This is a genomic window from Mesorhizobium sp. B1-1-7, assembly GCF_006442705.1.
GTDB lineage: Bacteria > Pseudomonadota > Alphaproteobacteria > Rhizobiales > Rhizobiaceae > Mesorhizobium > Mesorhizobium opportunistum.
Map to the genome: position 1 here is coordinate 244554 of NZ_VFWQ01000009.1, position 19426 is coordinate 263979.

The following is a 19426-nucleotide window of genomic DNA, read 5'->3' on the forward strand; positions in this document are numbered from 1 at the left end:
TGTGGCATGACGTGCCGGCTAATAACAATCAGGGATGCTGGTTAGCATGGCGGGAAATTACTTCGGCACGGACGGCATTCGCGGGCGCGCCAACAAGTTTCCAATGACCGCGGAAATCGCCATGCGGGTCGGCATGGCCGCCGGCCTTTCGTTCCAGCGCGGCAACCATCGCCATCGTGTCGTTCTGGGCAAGGATACCAGGCTTTCCGGCTACATGATCGAGAACGCCATGGTGGCCGGTCTTTGCGCCGCCGGCATGGATGTGTTCCTGCTCGGCCCCATCCCGACGCCGGCGGTGGCCATGCTGGTGCGTTCGCTGCGGGCCGACATCGGCGTCATGATCTCGGCTTCGCACAACCCCTATTACGACAACGGCATCAAGCTGTTCGGGCCAGATGGCTACAAGCTCTCCGACGAGATCGAAGAGCGCATCGAGAGCATGCTCGACAAGGATATCGAACTGGCGCTCGCCGATTCCGACGGGCTTGGCCGGGCCAAGCGCGTCGACGGCGTGCATGACCGCTACATCGAATTCGCCAAGCGCACCTTACCGCGCTCGATGTCGCTTTCGGGCCTCAGGATCGTCGTCGATTGCGCCAATGGCGCGGCCTACAAGGTGGCGCCCGAGGCGCTGTGGGAACTCGGCGCCGAAGTCGTGGCCATCAATGTCGAACCCAACGGCTTCAACATCAACAAGGAATGCGGCTCGACCCATCCGGCGGGGCTGCAGAAGAAAGTGCACGAAGTGCGCGCCGACATCGGCATCGCGCTCGACGGCGACGCCGACCGCGTCGTCATCGTCGATGAAAATGGCGCCATCGTCGACGGCGACCAGATCATGGCACTGATCGCCGAGTCCTGGCACCAGAGCGGGCGGCTTGCCGGCGGCGGCGTCGTTTCGACGGTCATGTCCAATCTCGGGCTGGAACGGTTCCTCGGCGACATGAAGCTGCAATTGCACCGCACCAAGGTCGGCGACCGCTACGTCGTGGAGCATATGCGCGCGCACGGGCTCAATGTCGGCGGCGAACAGTCGGGCCACATCGTGCTGTCGGATTTCTCGACCACCGGCGACGGTCTCGTCTCGGCCCTGCAGGTGCTGGCCTGCATCAAGCGGCAGGGCAGGCCGGTCAGCGAACTGTCGAAGAAGTTCGAGCCGGTGCCGCAACTCCTGAAGAATGTCCGCATCGCCGGCGGCAAGCCGCTCGAGGAAGCCCCGGTCCAGGCCGCCATCGAGGATGCCCGTCATCGCCTCGGCAAGGCCGGGCGGCTGGTCATCCGGCCATCGGGCACCGAACCGCTGATCCGTGTCATGGCCGAGGGCGACGATCCGCAACTGGTCGAGGCCGTCGTCAACGACATCGTCGAGGTCATCTCCGAAAACCGCAGCGCCGCCTGATCTCCGGCGCGCGCCGCGGCTTCGCCCTGGTTACATCGAAGGCCCGCCCCTCCGGCGGGCTTTTTTCGTTGGCGGCAGGACCGATCCCGCTCTCGATAATTACCCTCGAATGCTTCGGATTCTAGAGATTCGTGGTTAATCGACAGGGTTAAATGCCTTTTAACTTTTGCAATTCATTATCCACGCCTGAAAGCCAAATCTTATTCGGACACGATCGCCGTTCCGAGGGTTCTAGGGGTGACAAGCATGTTCAATACAGCAAGAAAGGCCCTGTTCGCGTTGCTGTTCGCGGGTCTGGCCTGGCCAGTGTTCGCGGCCGACCTGCCGGAGCCGCAGGTCGAAGAGGCACCGCCGCCGGTTTACGAACAGCCGGTTGCCGATGTCGGCGGCTGGTATATCCGTGGCGACATCGACTATCACAAGTCCGACGTGCGCGGCATCGACTACACGACCTACACCATCTGTCCCTGTAACGTGGTCACGCCGGGCAGCAACAGTTTCGATTCCGGCAAGCTCAAGGGCGGTTTCTCGCTCGGCGGCGGCGTCGGTTACAAGATCAACGATCACTTCCGCACCGATCTGACCGCCGACTACTGGTTCAAGTCGAACTTCAATGGCAGCACCTCCGGCTTTGACTCGGGTGGCAACCCCACGACCTCCGTCGAAGTGTCGAAGATGAGCGCCTTGCTGCTGCTCGCCAACGCCTATGTCGATATCGGCACCTACCACGGCATCACGCCCTATGTCGGCGCCGGTATCGGTGGCGCGCATGTCAAATGGGACACCGTCTACGACCCGAACACCACCGAGACCAATCCCGGCTCGTCCAACTGGCGCTTTGCCTATGCCCTGATGGCCGGTGCCTCCTACTGCCTGACCGACAAGATTATCCTCGATGCAGGCTACCGCTTCTCCCATATCCAGGGCGGCCGCATGTTCGAATGGGATGTGAGCAGCGCCGGTCCTGGCTTCGACCGTGGCATCAACACCCACGAAGTGCGCGGCGGCCTGCGCTACCAGTTCGGCGGCAACAATGGATGCGCCGCACCGGTGGTGGCCTACCAGCCCGAACCCGAGCCGATCTACACCAAGTAACACCTCCGACATCGGAACAATCGCGAACCGCCCGGCTGAGCCGGGCGGTTTTCGTTTGGCGGTCTCGCGCCGGGCGGCCCGGATGAGTTCGCGTGCGAAATCAATCCGCTAACGCTCTGTTAGCCTTAACCCCGACTTAACCACTATGGTTAACAATGCTCCTTGAAACGATGGCAGCCGTCACGATCGCGGACGGGGCCGAATGCGGGAGCCGGGGACATGACACTCACATCGCGTATGGCGCAGGCGCTTGCCGCGCTCAGCCTGTTGCCGCTGACACCAGCCCTGGCCGCCGACTACGATCCTCCGATCTATGTCGACCAGGCGCCCGATTACGTGCCTGTCGAGGTTGGCTCCGGCTGGTATCTGCGCGGCGATGTCTCCTACCTGGCGGAGAAGAACTTCAAGAATGGGGATTTCACCTTCCCGTCAACGATCAACAACGAAAGCTTCAGTCAGAGCGAAGACGCATTTTTCGGGAGCGTAGGCTTCGGATATCATTTCAACGATTACCTCCGCGCCGATCTCAACTTCGGCTATCTGCCCGGCAACAGCGCCAACGCCAGCTACAATGATTCAGCGGTCGTAACGTCGCCGACATTGCCGACCGTGGGATCGGCATCGCTGAAGAACTATGCCTTCTCGGGCATGCTCAACGGCTATGTCGATCTTGGCACCTACGTCGGGATCACGCCTTATGTCGGCGCTGGCGTCGGTGTCGTCCGCAGTACGCGCAAGCTTTCGGCGACCTACATCGATAACAATGACCCGGCAAACAATCTCACCCAGCAGGACAACAAGAACCAGTACTCGCTGGCCTACACACTGAATGCCGGTCTGGCTTACCAGGTGACGAAGAATGTTTCCGTCGATCTGGGCTATCAGTACTTCTCCGCCCCGGACGCCGAATATGTGACAGCCGAAAGCCTGACCTCCTTTCCAGTCAAAAAGGGGATCAGCAATCACCAGGTCAAGCTCGGCCTGAGATACGATCTCTGGTAGGCCTTGGGCAGACGAGGATTTCGGCGGCGGATCCCTGGGGTCCGCCGTTTGCGTTTGAAATCACGAGATCCTGATCAAGGATCGCCAGTATCCTGCCAGCGACAAAAACTTTTCCCTTGACGCCTGGGACCTGAACGCATATCGCCGTCCGTGGGCCACCCCTCCCCAACGAGGGGCCACTATCTGGAAGGATAGACCACGATGACCACGCCTACGAAGCCCGGACTCCGTCCGGCAAATCCCAATTTCTCCTCAGGTCCCTGCGCAAAACGCCCCGGCTGGTCGGTCGAGGCGCTGAAGCATGCCGCGCTCGGCCGTTCCCATCGCGCCAAGATCGGCAAGACCAAGCTCGAACAAGCAATCGAGCTGACGCGCGAAATCCTCAACGTCCCGGCTGACTACCGCATCGGCATCGTGCCGGCGTCGGACACCGGCGCCGTCGAGATGGCGCTTTGGTCGCTGCTCGGCGAGCGCGGCGTCGACATGGTCGCCTGGGAGAGCTTTGGCTCCGGCTGGGTCACCGACGTGGTCAAGCAGCTGAAGCTCGCCGACGTGCGCAAGATCGAGGCCGGCTATGGCGAACTGCCTGATCTCACCAAGATCGATTTCGACCGCGACGTGGTCTTCACCTGGAACGGCACCACGTCGGGCGTGCGCGTGCCGAACGGCGATTTCATTCCGGCCAACCGCCAAGGCCTGACCATCTGCGACGCGACTTCAGCCGCTTTCGCGCAAAAGCTCGATTTCGAGAAACTCGATGTCGTCACCTTCTCCTGGCAGAAAGTGCTGGGCGGCGAGGGCGCGCACGGCATGCTGATCCTGTCGCCGCGCGCCGTCGCGCGGCTGGAGAGCTACAAGCCTTCATGGCCGCTGCCGAAAATCTTCCGCCTGACCTCGGGCGGCAAACTGATCGAAGGTATCTTCAAGGGCGAGACCATCAACACGCCGTCGATGCTGTGCGTCGAGGATTACCTCGACGCGCTCAACTGGGCGAAGTCGATCGGCGGCCTCGATGCCCTGGTCGCCAGGGCCGACGCCAATGCCGCGGTGCTCGATCGCTTCGTCGACAAGTCCGCATGGCTTGGCCATCTTGCCGCCCTGCCGGCGACGCGGTCGAACACCTCCGTCTGCCTGTCCTTCACCGATCCGCAAGTCGCGGCACTCGATGCCGACGCGCAGGCGGCTTTCGCCAAGGGACTGGTCTCGGCGCTCGACAAGGAGGGCGTCGCCTACGACATCGGCTCCTATCGCGACGCGCCCCCCGGCCTGCGCATCTGGTGTGGCGCAACGGTCGAGGCTTCGGACCTCGAAGCGCTGCTGCCTTGGCTCGATTGGGCCTTCGCCGCGCAGAAGGCGTCGCTGAAAGCGGCGGCCTGAGATTTCGTGGCGGCCCGCGGGCCGCCATTTCCCGACAATCCATTTCAAGGAGGCCGCCATGGCGCCCCGCGTTCTCGTTTCGGATAAACTCTCCACCACCGCAGTCCAGATCTTCAAGGATCGCGGCATCGAGGTCGACTATCTGCCGGACCTCGGCAAGGACAAGGAAAAGCTGCTCGAGGTGATCAGCCAGTATGATGGCCTCGCCATCCGTTCGGCGACCAAGGTCACCGAAAAGCTGATCAACGCCGCCACCAAACTCAAGGTCGTCGGCCGCGCCGGCATCGGCGTCGACAATGTCGATATCCCGGCGGCCAGCCGCAAGGGCATCATCGTGATGAACACGCCCTTCGGCAATTCGATCACGACGGCCGAACATGCCGTCGCGATGATCTTCGCGCTGGCGCGCCAGATCCCGGAAGCCAATGCCTCGACCCATGCCGGCAAATGGGAGAAGAACCGCTTCATGGGCGTCGAGATCACCGGCAAGACGCTGGGCGTCATCGGCTGCGGCAATATCGGTTCGATCGTCGCGACGCGCGGCGTCGGCCTGAAGATGCATGTCATCGCCTTCGACCCGTTCCTGTCGGACAAGCGCGCCGAGGAACTTGGCGTCGACAAGGTGGAACTGGACGAGCTTTTCGCCCGCGCGGACTTCATCACGCTGCACACGCCGCTGACCGACAAGACGCGCAACATCATCGACGCCGCGGCAATAGCCAAGATGAAGAACGGCGTGCGCATCATCAACTGCGCCCGCGGCGGGCTGGTCGTCGAGGCCGACCTGATCGCGGCGCTGAAAAGCGGCAAGGTCGCGGGTGCGGGCATCGACGTGTTCGAGGTCGAACCGGCCGAGCAGAACGCCCTGTTCGGCCTGGAGAACGTGGTGGCGACGCCGCATCTCGGCGCCTCGACGGCGGAAGCGCAGGAGAATGTCGCGCTGCAGGTCGCCGAACAGATGTCGGACTATCTGATCAAGGGCGCCGTCTCCAACGCCATCAACATGCCGTCGATCACGGCGGAGGAAGCGCCGCGGCTGAAGCCTTTCGTCAAGCTGGCGGAAGTGCTCGGCGCCTTTGTCGGCCAGGTCACCGAGGATCCGATCAAGGAGGTCGAGATCCTGTTCGACGGCTCGACCGCGACGATGAACACGCGCGCGCTGATCAGTGCCGCACTTGCCGGCCTGATCCGGCCGCAGGTCTCCGACGTCAACATGGTGTCGGCGCCGATCATGGTGAAGGAGCGCGGCATCATCGTCGCGGAAGTCAAGCGCGACAAATCGGGCGTGTTCGACGGCTATATCAAGCTGACCGTCACGACCGAGCACAGGACGCGCTCGATCGCCGGCACCTGCTTCTCCGACGGCAAGCCGCGCTTCATCCAGATCAAGGGCATCAACCTCGACGCCGAAGTCGGCCAGCACATGCTCTACACGACCAATGCCGACGCGCCCGGCATCATCGGCCTGCTTGGCACGGTGTGCGGCGAGAACGGCGTCAACATCGCCAATTTCCAGCTTGGCCGTAACCGGCCGGGCGGCGACGCCATCGCGCTGCTCTACCTCGACGCGCCGTTCCCGGAAAAGGTGCTGGAACAGGTGCGGGCGCACAAGTCGATCGATTCGGCCAAGCGGCTGCAGTTCGACGTGAGCGGGGTGTAGACACCGCGACCTTGCACTCAGCCTCGAAAGGCGCGGCGTGGTCGTGCCTTTCGTTCAGACTGGCGGCAAATTTGCCGTCTTTCGCCCGCTGTATTCGGCGAGCGCGATGCCGCCAAGCACGAGCACGAGTGCCAGCGCCTGATAGAGTTGGAACGTCTCGCCGACGATCAGCACCGAGAGCAGCGTGCCGAAGATCGGCACCAGATTGATGAACAGGCCGGCGCGGTTGGCGCCGATCAGTTCGTTGCCCCTGATGTAGGTTATCTGCGAGATGACCGAGGCGCCGATCGCGGTGTAGACGATCACCGTCCAGCCGCGCGCGTCGGGCACGATGACCTTGCCGGCGGCGACCTCCCACAGGAAGAAGGGCAGCGAGGTGATGAGCGCGGCGAGCGCAAGGGACAGCATCAGGCTCTGCCAACGCATCACCGGCTTCATCCGCAGCCCGACCGAATAGCCGCTGTAGAGGACGACCGCCACCAGCATGATGGCGTCGCCGAAATTGAGTTCCAATGCGAGCAGCCGGCGCGGATCGCCATGGCAGGCAGTCAGGACTACGCCGAAGATGGTCAGCACCACGCCGGCAATCTGCGCCCAGCTCACACGCAAGTGGAAGAAGATGAAATTAGCGACGATGATCAAGACCGGCATCGCCGCCTGTTCGATCGAGACATTGATCGCCGTCGTGTAGTTGAGCGCGGTGTAGAAGATGGTGTTGAACAGGGTGAAGCCGCTGGCCCCAAGTGCGGCCAGCACGAACCAGTGCCGGCGCACGACAGGCCAGTCTTCCTGGATCGTGCGCCAGCCGATCGGCAGCAGGATCGCCACCGCCAGCACCCAGCGCAGGAAGACCAGCGTCATCGGCGAGACGTGATCGACCGCCAGCTTGCCGGCCACCGAATTGCCACCCCACAGCAGCGTGGTGAGCAGCAGGAATATGTAAGCGCTTCGATGCATCGCGGGATTCCGGCCGTGGGGATGACCACGGTGTTTGCCGGCCTATTGCCCCCGTCAGCCCAAGTAAATGATGTCAAAGCCGAAAATTGTTGTGCCTCAGGGCATTTTCGGCGGCAAAGAAAGGTCGCACTCGCGAGGTCTTGACGCTATAGAGGCCTGTCGTTTCGAACCAAATCCAAGCCGCTCGGCGGCGTCTCAAGGGAAAAGAAACATGGCCAATGTGGTGGTCGTCGGCTCGCAGTGGGGCGACGAAGGCAAGGGCAAGATCGTCGACTGGCTGTCGGAGCGCGCCGATGTCGTGGTGCGTTTCCAGGGCGGCCACAATGCCGGCCACACGCTGGTCGTCGACGGCAAGGTCTACAAGCTGTCGCTGTTGCCGTCCGGCGTCGTGCGGCAAGGCAAGCTGTCCATCATCGGCAATGGCGTGGTCTTCGATCCGCATGCTTTCGTGGCCGAAGTGGCGAAGCTCAAGGCGCAGGGCGTCGAAGTGACGCCTGACCGCCTGAAAATAGCCGAAAACACGGCGCTTATCCTGTCACTGCACCGGGAGCTGGACGGATTCCGCGAGGATGCCGCCACCAATTCCGGAACGAAAATTGGCACGACCCGCCGTGGCATCGGCCCCGCCTACGAGGACAAGGTGGGGCGGCGCGCGGTTCGGGTGATGGATCTGGCGGATTTGGAAACGCTTCCCCTGAAAGTCGACAGGCTGCTGACGCATCACAATGCGCTGCGTCGCGGGCTTGGCCATGCCGAAGTCACGCATGATGCGATCATGACGGAATTGACCTCGGTCGCCGACGAGATCCTGCCCTATATGGACCGGGTCTGGAAGATACTCGACGACAAGCGCCGCGCCGGCGAGCGCATCCTGTTCGAGGGCGCGCAAGGCACGCTGCTCGACATAGACCATGGCACCTATCCGTTCGTCACCTCGTCGAACACGGTCGCCGGGCAGGCCGCCGCCGGCGCGGGCGTCGGTCCAGGCGCCATCGGCTATGTGCTCGGCATCACCAAGGCCTACACGACGCGTGTCGGTGAGGGACCGTTCCCGACCGAACAGAAGAACGAGGTCGGCGAGTTCCTCGGCACGCGCGGCCACGAATTCGGCGTCGTCACCGGGCGCAAGCGCCGCTGCGGCTGGTTCGACGCGGTGCTGGTGCGCCAGGCCGTCGCCGTCAACGGCATCAAGGGCATCGCGCTGACCAAGCTCGACGTGCTCGACGGGCTGGATGAGATCAAGGTCTGCACCGGCTACAGCCTCGACGGCGAGGCGATCGACTATCTGCCGGCGAGCCAGGGCGCGCAGGCCCGTGTCGAACCGGTCTACGAGACGCTGGAGGGGTGGAAAGGCACCACCGCCGGGGCGCGCAGCTGGAACGATCTTCCGGCCCAGGCCGTCAAATATGTCCGATACATCGAGGAGCTCATCGGTGCGCCGGTAGCACTCCTCTCCACCAGTCCGGAACGGGACGATACGATACTTGTGACCGATCCGTTTCAAGACTAGTTTCTGAAGCCTTTCCGGGCATTGCGGCTGATTTGCGGGGGCCGGCGCGGAAGCAAAAATACAGGTCGACTGAAGCATGGCAGATTTCGTTGCTGTTCTGAAGAAAACGATAGACAACCTCAGCGATCAGTCGCCGGAGATGCGGGCGAGGGTCTATGACAAGGCCCGCTCGACGATCGCAGCCAAGATTGCCCTGCGCGATCCGCCGCTGTCGCCGTCGGATGCCGCCAAGCAGAAGCGCGGTCTGGAAGATGCTATCTCCAGCGTCGAGCGCGACTACACCAAGAGCGTGCCGGAGACGGATCCGCTCGCCGAGCTGGAAAACATCTTTTCCTCCATCGATCGCAACAAGAACCAGTCGAACCACACACGCCAGCCGGCGAATGTGGAGCCGTCGTGGCCAGCGCCCGCAGCGGCGCCCACCGCAAAGCCGGAACCTTACCGGCCCGCGCCGCCACCCGCCGCCAAGGCCGAGCCAAGCTGGCCGAAGCCCGCGTCGGTGCAGCCGGCATCCTTCAATCTGGCTGACAAGAACCTGCCGGGCATGGACGCGGACCAGGAAGACGACCAGCCGGATGTCTTTCCCAATGATGACGAGCCGGCCACGGCCGACACCTTCCAGCGTCTGCGTCCCGCCGAGCGCAAGCGCAGCTATGGCGGGCTGATTGCCGCCGTCGTCGCCCTGTTGGTCGTTGCCGGCGGCGGCTATGGAATCTGGCTGAACAAGGATGCCTTCGGCAAGATGCTGGGTCTGGACGGCAGCAAGGTTGCCAAGACCGAACCGGTGAAACCGGCGCCGGCCAAGCCGGCGACCGACGCGGCGACGCCGCCGGCGGCAGGCGCCGAAGCGACGAAATTCACGCAGCGGCTGACACCTGAAGGCGGCGAAACCGATCCCGGCCCGGCCGGTGGGCAAAGCGGCATAGGCGAGGGCGAATCCGTCGCCGCGTTGACGACGCCGCCAACGGCAACGAACGCGCCGGCCAATGCGCCTACGCCCGCCGCCACGCCTGCCCCCGCCGCGACCCCGCCTGCGGCTGGTGCTGCGCCGGCAACGCCGCCCGCCAACGGCACCGCACCCGCGGCACCGGCCGATGCCGCCGCTACGCCGCCGGCTCCCGCGGCCGCCACACCGCCCGCCGCCGCCGCTCCGGCGACGCAAGCCGCGGTGCCGGTTGGCCAGAAGGCGATCTTCTATGAGGAGCGCACCAGCACAGCGCAGGGTTCGGCCGAGCCCGGCAGCATCGTCTGGTCGCTGGTCCAGGAATCGCCCGGCGGCGACCTGCCGCCCGAGCCGGCGATCCGCGCCGAGGCGACCATCCCCGGCAAGGACATCCAACTGCGCATGACCATCCGCCGCAACACCGATCAGACGCTGCCGGCGAGCCACATTATCGAGATGATCTTCCTGACGCCCGACGGCTTCGAAGGCGGCGGTGTCGACAACATCCTGCGCGTCGCCATGAAGAGTTCGGAGCAGGACGCCGGCAGCCCGCTGATCGGCATTCCGGCCAAGATCGCCGACGGCTTTTTTCTCGTCGCGCTCAACGACACCAAGGCCGACGAGGACGCCAACATGACCTTGCTGCGCGGCCAGGACTGGATCGACGTGCCGGTCGTCTACAAGACCGGAAGGCGGGCGCTGCTGACCATGGAAAAAGGCATCCCCGGCGAGAAGGTGTTCGACGAGGCGATCAAGGCCTGGCAGGCGAAGACGGCGGGCTGAGAGGGCGGCCTAACGTCGCCTTCGTTCAGAAACCCTGGAACAGCATGTCGAGCGCTGCGACGATGTCGTCGTGATGCTTTGAGAGGTTTCCCTCCGCGTCCGATAGTTCAGATGCGGTGAAGGCTGATATAAACTGCGTGACCATCACATGATCTTTGCCGTCTATAGCGAAGGTCGGGTTTAGTCGGCGGCCAGGAACCGGAGCTATTTGGGGCGGCATCAGGGGAATGACGACCCTCGTGTTCAGCCCTTCAAGAAGGTCGGACTGCACATCGAGAAGATAACCGTTACCGTCGGCATTCCGATAAAAATCGTAACGTGCCATCAGAACGGCCGATGTTTGGCCAATGGCAGTCCGTTGCGCCTAACATACTCGTTGGAGCTTTCGATGGCTTCGTTGTTTTCTTCCTGCCATCGACGCGTTTTCTCCGCCGCTATCGCTTTCGCGATACCTGCCTCGGCAGCGCGGGAGATGTTGATGCCCAACGCCTTGGCGTCTTTGATCAACTGAGAGTCAATGGACGTGTTGACGGACGTCCTCTGAGGTTTTGGCGTCGATTGAAGCATGGGGATGCCCTTCTTCCATGCGCATAATATACGCGCATAAAAGACCGCATGCAATCGTTCACCCTTCCATCTCTTCCCGCAACATCTCCAGTTCCAGCCACTCTTCCTCAAGCGCCGCCAGCGTAGCGCGTTCCTTGTCGAGGGCGGCGATGGTCTTTTGGAACGAGGCTGGATCGCGCTCGTAATAGGCCGGGTCGGCGATGTTGTTTTCCAACCGCGAGATCGACGCGGTCACCGCCTCGATCTTCTTGGGGAGCGATTCCAGCGCGAATTTCTGCTTGAACGACAGTTTCTTCGCCGGTCCTTTTGGGGCAGCCGGCTCGCTCTTGCCCGGCGCCGGCGCGTCGGCGGCCTCCGCCTTGGCGCGCGCCTTGCGGTCGTCGAGCCTGGTGCCGCCGCGTTGGGCCAGCATGTCGGAATAGCCGCCGGCATATTCGACCCAGCGGCCCCCGCCATCCGGCGCGATGATGCTGGTGACGGTGCGGTCGAGGAAATCGCGGTCGTGGCTGACCAGGATGACGGTGCCGGCAAAACCGGCGACCAGTTCCTGCAGGAGTTCCAGGGTCTCCATGTCGAGATCGTTGGTCGGCTCGTCGAGCACCAGGAGGTTCGCCGGCCGCGCCAGCACGCGCGCCAGGATCAGCCGCGCCCGTTCGCCGCCGGACAGTTCGCGCACCGGCGTGCGCGCCTGTTCCGGCTTGAACAGGAAATCCTTCATGTAGGAGACGACATGGCGCTGCTCGCCATTGATGACGAGGTTTTCGCCGCGCCCGTCGGTGAGGTATTGCGCCAGGGTCTCCTGCGGGTCGACCGCCTCGCGCTTCTGGTCGAGCGTGGCGATCTCCAGATTGGTGCCGAGCCGCACCGAGCCTGCATCCGGCGCCAATTCACCGGTCAGCATCTTCAAAAGCGTCGTCTTGCCGGCGCCGTTCGGTCCGACGAGGCCGACGCGGTCGCCGCGCTGGATGCGGGTCGAGAATCCCTTGACCACGGTGAGATCGCCAAAACTCTTCTCGATGTTCTTGGCTTCGATCACCAGCTTGCCGGATTCGGCGGCGTCGCTGGCCACCATGGTCGCCGAACCCTCGGCGCCGCGATGGCCGCGAAAATTCTTGCGCATGGTCTGCAGCTCGCCGAGGCGGCGCATGTTGCGCTTGCGCCGCGCCGTCACGCCATAGCGCAGCCAGTGCTCCTCGCGCACGATCTGGCGGCCGAGCTTGTGCTGCTCGCGCTCTTCCTCTTCCAGCACCTGATCGCGCCACTCCTCGAAATGGCCAAAACCCTTGTCGAGCCTGCGGGTCTGGCCGCGGTCGAGCCAGATGGTGGCGCGCGAGACGCGTTCGAGGAAACGGCGGTCGTGCGAGATGACGATAAGTGCCGACGAGGTGCGGACAAGCTCTTCTTCCAGCCACTCGATCACAGACAGATCGAGATGGTTGGTCGGCTCATCAAGCAGCAGGATGTCGGGTTCCGGCGCCATGACGCGGGCAAGGGCAGCGCGCCTGGCCTCGCCGCCGGACAGATCGTTCGGCCGCTCCTCGCCCGACAGGCCGAGATGCTCCATCAGATAGCTGGCGCGGTAGGGATCATCGGCGGGGCCGAGGCCTGCCTCGACATAGGCGCGGACCGTCGCGAAGCCTTCCATGTCGGGCATCTGCGGCAGATAGCGCACGGTCGCCGAAGGCTGGCGGAACACCTCGCCGTCCTGGGGTTCGATGAGGCCGGCGGCGATCTTGAGCAGCGTCGACTTGCCCGAGCCGTTGCGGCCGACCAGCGCGATCTTATCGCCGGCCGAAGCGGTCAAGGCGGCGCCATCGAGCAGCGGCGTGCCGCCGAAGGTCAGTTTTATCCCGTCGAGATTGAGAAGAGGCGGGGCCATGTCAGCTTTCGGGCAAGGGATAGGGATGAGCGAGCAGCAGCGCGCGGCCATGGCCGAGCGCGATTTCGAGGCCCCCCCGGACCTCGTTGGAGATGGTCAGCGACGAACCGAAGGCCACCTCGACATGGTTCAGCGGCCATTTGGCGCCGGTGACGGTCAGGCCGGCAAGGTCTGAAAAGCCGAGGATCGAAAACAGCGTGCCGTCGGTATAGTCGAAACCCGTCTTTCCCAACAGCAAGGGCACACCTTCCTGGGCGCCGCTGGTCAGTACCACTCCGGTGCCGGTCTCGGCCAGCCGCAGGGCGAGCGACAGATGCAGGAAAGCGTGGTCGGCCCGTTTGCCGCCGAAAGCGCCTGCCAGCACCAGGCGGGTCGCGCCTCGTTCGAGTGCGGCGGCGATCGCCAGTTCGCCATCGGTCTTGTCCTTCTCCGGGGGAAAGGTCTGGCGGGGCACGGCGGCCAGATCGTCAGGCAGATTGGCCGGCACCGAATCGAAATCACCCACCCAGAGTTCCGGGACAAGGCCGAGCAGCCGCGCATGGCCGATGCCGGCGTCGGCGGCGATCACGCGGCAGCCTTCGATCTGGCGGTCGAGCCGCGGCGTGCGGATGAGATCGCCGCCAAGCAGGATGGTGAATGTGCTCATATCGTGTGGCCCTTACCAGCCCGACACGCGAAACGGAAGGCGGCAAACTCCCACTTGCGCGGTTCATTGGCCCGGCCTATGTGTCGAAACGCTCTAACGGGGTGCCGGACGCGATCTTCGCGGACCGGCTGAGAGGCAGTCTCGCCAACCCGCTGAACCTGATCCGGTTTGTACCGGCGGAGGGATTAGACGTTTCGGACAGTCCGACGCCTCAATTCCTTTCAACTCGAACGAAGGAGGCGCCGATGCGCACGCTTTTATACTCTCTTGTCTCGACAGCGGTTCTGGCGCTGTCCGGGCCGGCCTTGGCCAAGGACAAGCTCACCGTCTACACCTATGAAAGCTTCACCGCCGACTGGGGTCCAGGCCCCGTGGTGAAGAAGGAATTCGAGGCCGAATGCGGCTGCGATGTCGAGTTCGTCTCGGTCGCCGACGGCGTGGCGCTGCTCAACCGCGTCAAGCTCGAAGGGACCTCGACCAAAGCCGATATCGTGCTCGGCCTCGACACCAATCTCACCGCCGATGCCAAGGCGACAGGCCTGTTCGCGCCGCATGGCGCGGTGTCCGACGTCGATGTGCCGGGCGGCTGGAGCGACGATACTTTCGTCCCCTTCGACTATGGCTATTTCGCCATCGTCTATGACACGCAGAAGCTCAAGACACCGCCCAAGAGCCTGAAGGAACTGGTCGAGGGCAGTGCCGACGACAAGATCGTCATCCAGGATCCGCGCACTTCCACGCCGGGTCTCGGCCTGCTTTTGTGGGTCAAATCGGTCTATGGCGACAAGGCGCCGGAGGCCTGGGCCAAGCTCAAGGCGAAGGTGCTGACGGTGACGCCGGGCTGGAGCGAGGCCTACGGCCTGTTCACCAAGGGCGAGGCGCCGATGGTGCTGTCCTACACCACGTCGCCGGCCTATCACATGATCGCCGAGAACACCGAGCGCTACCAGGCGGCTTCCTTCGAGGAGGGCGAATACCTGCAGATCGAGGTCGCCGGCATCACCACCACGGGCGCCAAGAACCCGCTGGCTGCAAAGTTCATGGCCTTCATGACCAGCCCGAAATTCCAGGACGCCATCCCCGAGACCAACTGGATGTTCCCTGCCGGCAAGACCGACAAGCCGCTCAACCCGGCCTTCGGCAAACTGGTCAAGCCGACCAAGACCTTGCTGTTCAGCCCGCAGGAGGTCGCCTCCAACCGCAAGGCTTGGGTCGATGAATGGCTTTCTGTGATGAGCAAGTAGTTTTGAGGCAAACCGACCGAAGATGATTGCTCTACGGCGCCCCCCTCTGTCCTGCCGGACATCTCCCCCACAAGGGGGGAGATCGAACGTCATCAGTGATTTCGCAAATCGCCGACGCTGCAGATATAAGCTAAGCGCGGAAACTGCCAATCTCCCCCCTCGTGGGGGAGATGTCCGGCAGGACAGAGGGGGGCGCCGTAGAGCACAATCCTTTGTAAGTGCCGCGACGCGCAGACAGGCGGTCCAGCGTGCAACGCGCGTCTGACCCCCGCGTCAGCGCCGGCATCATCGCGCTTTCCGCGATCGCGCTGCTGATCGGTGGCGCGTTTGCCGGGCTGCTTGTCGAGGGCGCCCACGATCTCACGGGCGCTTGGGCGGCTTTCGATCCCTATCTGCTGCGCGTCGTGCGCTTCACGCTCTGGCAGGCCGCGCTCTCGACCCTGTTGTCCGTCACCCCGGCGCTGTTCGTGGCGCGTGCGCTGTCGCGGCACCCGCGCTTCCCGGGCCGCGCCTTCATGCTGCAGCTCTTTGCCGTGCCGCTGGCGCTGCCGGCCATCGTCGCGGCGCTCGGGATCCTGGCGCTCTACGGCCGCGCCGGTTATTTCGCCGGCCTGTTCGGCGCGGTCGGCGGCCAGGGCTGGCCAGGCATTTACGGCCTGTCCGGCATCCTCGTCGCCCATGTCTTCTTCAACCTGCCGCTCAGCACGCGGCTGTTCCTCGAGACGCTGCAGACCATTCCTGCCGACCAGTGGCGGCTGGCGAGCCAGCTTGGCATGGGCGCGCGGCCGGCGTTCCGGCTGATCGAATGGCCGACGCTGCGCGCCGCCTTGCCCGGCGTCGCCGGGCTCGTCTTCATGCTCTGCATCACCTCCTTCACCATCGTGCTGACGCTCGGCGGCGGACCAGGCGCGACGACGCTGGAAGTCGGCATCTATCAGGCGCTGCGCTTCGATTTCGATCCGGCGCGGGCGGTCGCGCTGACGCTGCTGCAGATCGCCTTGACCTTCATCGTGGTGCTGGCGCTGACGCGGCTTGGCGCCAATGTCGTCGGCGACACCAACCTGCCGGTCGCACCGCGCCGTTATCTCTCCGTAAACCGGACCGAGACCTGGCTGAACGCGGCGCTCATCGTGCTGGCGCTGCTGTTCGTTGCCGGACCGATGGCGGCCACGGTGATCGCCGGGTTTGGCGCCGATCTCGGCCGGCTCGCCGGCGAGGCCGCAGTCCGGCAGGCGACGTTGACGAGTGCGGTGCTGGCCTTCCTGTCGGCGCTGCTTTCGGTGATGCTGTCGCTGGCCTTGACCATGGCGCGCAGGGCGCTGGCGCTGAACCGCCGCTCCGGGCCAAGGACGCTGCTCGAACACGCCACCGATACCGGCGCGGGGTTCGTCCTGGTCGTGCCGCCCATCGTCATCGGCGCCGGCTGGTTCCTGCTGCTGCGTCATGCCGGCGATGTCTTCGCCATCGCCCCGGTCATGGTCGTCACCGTCAATGCGGTGATGGCGATGCCTTTCGCGTTGCGCGCCGTCCGTCCCGCCTATGATGCGGGCAGCGAGCGTCACGAACGGCTCTGCGCGCAGCTCGGCATAGCGGGCTGGGCCAGGCTACGGCTGGTCGACTGGCCGTCGCTGCGGCGGCCGCTCGCCACCGCCTTCGCCTTCGCCATGGCGCTGTCGCTTGGCGATCTCGGTGTCATCGCGCTGTTCGGCAGTGATTCCGTGCAGACATTGCCCTACCTTCTGCTGGCGCGCATGGGCAGCTACCGCACCGCGGACGCCGCCGGCCTGGCACTGTTGCTCGGCCTGGTTTGCCTGGCGCTGGTCCTGGCAGCGGACCGGCTGGGAAAAGGAATGGCCCGCGATGTCTGATGGGGCGATTGGCAGGAAAGGTGTTCCGGTGCGGCTGGACAAGGTTTCGTTCAGCTATGGCGAGGCGCCGCTCACCTTCGATGTCGCGTTCGCCGCGGCGGAAATCACCGCCATCATGGGGCCGAGCGGCTCGGGCAAGTCGACGCTGCTCAACCTGGTCGCCGGGTTCGAGACGCCACGGTCCGGCCGTGTGCTGATCGGCGGGGCCGATGTCAGCGGTGCGCCTCCGGCGGCGCGGCCGGTATCGATGGTGTTCCAGGAAAACAACCTTTTTGCCCATCTCAGCGTCGAGCAGAATGTCGGGCTCGGCCGCTCGCCGTCGTTGCGGCTGACCGAGGCCGACCGCGCGGCGATTGCCGACGCGCTTGCGCGCACCGGCCTTGCCGGCAAGGAAAAACGCTTGCCGCGCGAACTCTCGGGCGGTGAGCGCCAGCGCGTCGCCCTTGCCCGCGTGCTGGTGCGCGATCGCCCGGTGCTGCTGCTCGACGAACCCTTCGCCTCGCTCGGGCCCGCTTTGCGCGACGACATGCTCGACCTGGTTGCCGGCGTCCATGCCGACCATGGCATGACGGTGCTGTTCGTCACGCACCAGCCGCAGGATGCGCGCCGCATCGGCCAGAATGTAGTGTTTCTGGACAATGGCGCCGTCGCGGCCACCGGCTCCGCCGACGATTTCTTTGCCGGGGCTGGTCCCGAGGCGTTCCGGCGCTATATCGGTGCCGGTGCTGGGGATGCCGTATCACGAGATATTGCCCGGAAGCGGACATAATTTACGGTCAAACCGGCTTTGGGCGATGTGGCGCTTGCTTGCCATGGCAGACGTAGTGTGGCTAGGTCCGCCCTATTGGTCCGGCACAGGCCGTGATTTGCCTACAGCATCCGCCGCACGCCCCGAGGGACGTGTGAGGGATGCTGTAGTAGTTTGTTTGCGCATGACAATTCCGAAGATCGCCCCCGATTTTCGTGGTCATGCGCCGGGACCCGAAAGGAAGCCGTTCTGGCGATCGGCGTTGACAGACCAAGATGGAACCCGCTGGCGCGCTTTCTTGCGCTGGCCGGTTTTGCCGTGGCGCTCGCAAGCTGCCAGATGTTCACACCTCCGGCAGTCCAGGAATCCGGGTTCCAGCCGTCCGACAAGCCGATCACGGTCGACAATGTCGGCGCCAACAACAAACTCGCCGAACTGGCCAAGGCGCAGCACCCGCGCATCCTGGCGACTTATGGCGGGGAATATTCCGATCCCAAGCTCGAGCGCATGGTCGCCAAGGTGGTCGGCAGCCTGACCGTGGTGTCCGCCAATCCGACCCAGACCTACCGCATCACCATTTTGAATTCGCCCAACGTCAACGCCTTCGCGTTGCCGGGCGGCTATCTCTACATCACGCGCGGCCTGCTGGCGCTGGCAAACGATTCGTCCGAACTCGCCGCGGTCATCGCGCACGAGATGGGCCACGTCACCGCCAACCACGGCCTGCAACGCCAGCAGCTGGAGGCCGAGGAAGGCCTGGCGACCAAGGTGGTCTCGGACGTGCTCGGCGACAGCCCGACCGCCAAGGCCGCACTGATCCGCGGCAAGCTCAGGCTGGCGCAGTTCTCGCGCAACCAGGAGCTGGAGGCGGACGCCATCGGCATCAAGTCGATCGGCGAAGCCGGCTATGATCCATACGCCGCCGGCCGGTTCCTGCAGTCGATGTCGGCCTATACCGATTTCCGCTCGATCAGCGGTGCCACCGACGCCAGCCTCGACTTCCTGGCGACGCATCCCAACACGCCGCAGCGCATCGATCTGGCGCAGCGCCATGCCCGCCAGTTCGGCGCCCCCGGCGTCGGCACGCGCGACCGCGATTCCTTCCTCGCCGGCATAGACGGCCTGCTCTACGGAGATACGCCGGAGGAAGGCTATGTGCGCGGTGAGACCTTCCTGCATCCGGGCCTCGGTGTGTCATTCACGGTGCCGGACGGCTTCATCATCGACAATTCCGCGGCAGCGGTGACGGCGACCGGGCCGGGCGACATAGCCATCCGCTTCGACGGGGTTTCGATCGACAAGAACCGCGCCTTGACCGACTACATCCGGAGCGGCTGGGTCGCCGGTCTCGACGACAGCACCGTCAAGCAGGAAACGATCAACGGCAACGAGGCGGCGACCGCGCATGCCGGCGCCGAAGGCTGGCAGTTCGACATCGCGGTGATCCGCGCCGGCGGCCAGGTCTACCGGCTGCTGACCGCTGCACCCTCGGCCAGCACCTCGCTCGACACGGTGGCACGCTCGGTCAGCGGGTCGTTCCGTATCCTGAGCCCTGCTGAAAAAGCGGCCCTGAAGCCGCTGCACATCCGCGTGCTCACCGTGCAGCCGGGACAGACCATGGGCTCGCTCGCCGCGCAGATGGTGGGCGTCGACCGCAAGCTCGACCTGTTCCGCGTGCTCAATGCGCTGTCGCCGGGTGCTGCTGTTTCGGCCGGCGACAAGGTCAAGATCGTCACCGACAAGTAAGA

16 protein-coding genes and 1 riboswitch are annotated in these 19426 nt (G+C 64.3%); of the genes, 11 read left to right on the forward strand and 5 right to left on the reverse strand.

What is annotated here, in order from left to right; all coding sequences use genetic code 11:
* The first annotated feature begins 46 nt into the window (after nt 1–46).
* From glmM to serA, 5 genes are all read left to right on the forward strand, one after another.
* Nucleotides 47–1399, forward strand: a complete 1353-nt coding sequence (glmM, locus tag FJ978_RS17570) for a phosphoglucosamine mutase (protein ID WP_140573092.1) — start codon at nt 47–49, stop codon at nt 1397–1399.
* A 246-nt stretch (nt 1400–1645) separates the two neighbouring features.
* Entirely contained in the window at nt 1646–2494 is an 849-nt protein-coding gene (locus FJ978_RS17575) for an outer membrane protein (protein ID WP_013892545.1), read from the forward strand.
* Nucleotides 2495–2713: 219 nt separating this feature from the next.
* Nucleotides 2714–3496 (forward strand): outer membrane protein, encoded by a 783-nt coding sequence (locus tag FJ978_RS17580; protein WP_013892546.1) that lies wholly within the window; start codon nt 2714–2716, stop codon nt 3494–3496.
* A gap of 201 nt (nt 3497–3697) precedes the next feature.
* The gene (locus FJ978_RS17585; protein WP_140573093.1) at nt 3698–4873 is read left to right on the forward strand and encodes a phosphoserine transaminase; all 1176 of its coding nucleotides are present in this window, start codon (nt 3698–3700) and stop codon (nt 4871–4873) included.
* A 58-nt stretch (nt 4874–4931) separates the two neighbouring features.
* Nucleotides 4932–6533, forward strand: coding sequence for a phosphoglycerate dehydrogenase (gene serA / locus FJ978_RS17590; RefSeq protein ID WP_013892548.1), 1602 nt, complete (start codon nt 4932–4934; stop codon nt 6531–6533).
* 54 nt (nt 6534–6587) lie between these two features.
* Here the strand turns inward: serA and FJ978_RS17595 are convergent, their stop codons facing one another.
* On the reverse strand, nt 6588–7490 hold the full coding sequence (locus FJ978_RS17595; RefSeq protein WP_140573094.1) for a DMT family transporter: 903 nt from the start codon (nt 7488–7490) through the stop codon (nt 6588–6590).
* A gap of 211 nt (nt 7491–7701) precedes the next feature.
* Between FJ978_RS17595 and FJ978_RS17600 the strand changes: the two genes are divergently transcribed.
* Entirely contained in the window at nt 7702–9000 is a 1299-nt protein-coding gene (locus FJ978_RS17600; RefSeq protein ID WP_013892550.1) for an adenylosuccinate synthase, read from the forward strand.
* A 76-nt stretch (nt 9001–9076) separates the two neighbouring features.
* Nucleotides 9077–10726 (forward strand): hypothetical protein, encoded by a 1650-nt coding sequence (locus FJ978_RS17605; RefSeq protein WP_140573095.1) that lies wholly within the window; start codon nt 9077–9079, stop codon nt 10724–10726.
* Between the two features lie 25 nt (nt 10727–10751).
* Here FJ978_RS17605 and FJ978_RS17610 read toward each other — a convergent pair whose 3' ends face one another.
* The 4 genes from FJ978_RS17610 to FJ978_RS17625 are packed head-to-tail and all read right to left on the reverse strand — an operon-like array spanning nt 10752 to nt 13818.
* Entirely contained in the window at nt 10752–11051 is a 300-nt protein-coding gene (locus FJ978_RS17610) for a CcdB family protein (protein WP_013892552.1), read from the reverse strand.
* The gene (locus FJ978_RS17615; protein ID WP_140573096.1) at nt 11051–11293 is read right to left on the reverse strand and encodes a type II toxin-antitoxin system CcdA family antitoxin; all 243 of its coding nucleotides are present in this window, start codon (nt 11291–11293) and stop codon (nt 11051–11053) included. The genes FJ978_RS17610 and FJ978_RS17615 overlap by 1 nt, the downstream gene beginning before the upstream one ends.
* 58 nt (nt 11294–11351) lie before the next feature.
* Nucleotides 11352–13172 (reverse strand): ABC-F family ATP-binding cassette domain-containing protein, encoded by a 1821-nt coding sequence (locus FJ978_RS17620; RefSeq protein WP_140573097.1) that lies wholly within the window; start codon nt 13170–13172, stop codon nt 11352–11354.
* Between the two features lies 1 nt (nt 13173).
* The gene (locus FJ978_RS17625; RefSeq protein ID WP_140573098.1) at nt 13174–13818 is read right to left on the reverse strand and encodes a thiamine diphosphokinase; all 645 of its coding nucleotides are present in this window, start codon (nt 13816–13818) and stop codon (nt 13174–13176) included.
* Between the two features lie 87 nt (nt 13819–13905).
* Nucleotides 13906–14020: riboswitch (TPP riboswitch) on the forward strand.
* Nucleotides 14021–14063: 43 nt separating this feature from the next.
* Between FJ978_RS17625 and thiB the strand changes: the two genes are divergently transcribed.
* From thiB to FJ978_RS17650, 4 genes are all read left to right on the forward strand, one after another.
* Nucleotides 14064–15062, forward strand: coding sequence for a thiamine ABC transporter substrate binding subunit (gene thiB / locus FJ978_RS17630; RefSeq protein WP_140573099.1), 999 nt, complete (start codon nt 14064–14066; stop codon nt 15060–15062).
* A 248-nt stretch (nt 15063–15310) separates the two neighbouring features.
* Entirely contained in the window at nt 15311–16930 is a 1620-nt protein-coding gene (gene thiP, locus FJ978_RS17640) for a thiamine/thiamine pyrophosphate ABC transporter permease (RefSeq protein WP_140573100.1), read from the forward strand.
* A complete protein-coding gene (thiQ, locus tag FJ978_RS17645; protein WP_140573101.1) occupies nt 16923–17699 on the forward strand; it encodes a thiamine ABC transporter ATP-binding protein in 777 nt (258 codons plus the stop codon). Before thiP ends, thiQ begins: the two co-directional genes overlap by 8 nt.
* Nucleotides 17700–17933: 234 nt before the next feature.
* Nucleotides 17934–19424 (forward strand): M48 family metalloprotease, encoded by a 1491-nt coding sequence (locus FJ978_RS17650; RefSeq protein WP_041164552.1) that lies wholly within the window; start codon nt 17934–17936, stop codon nt 19422–19424.
* Nucleotides 19425–19426: the final 2 nt, after the last annotated feature.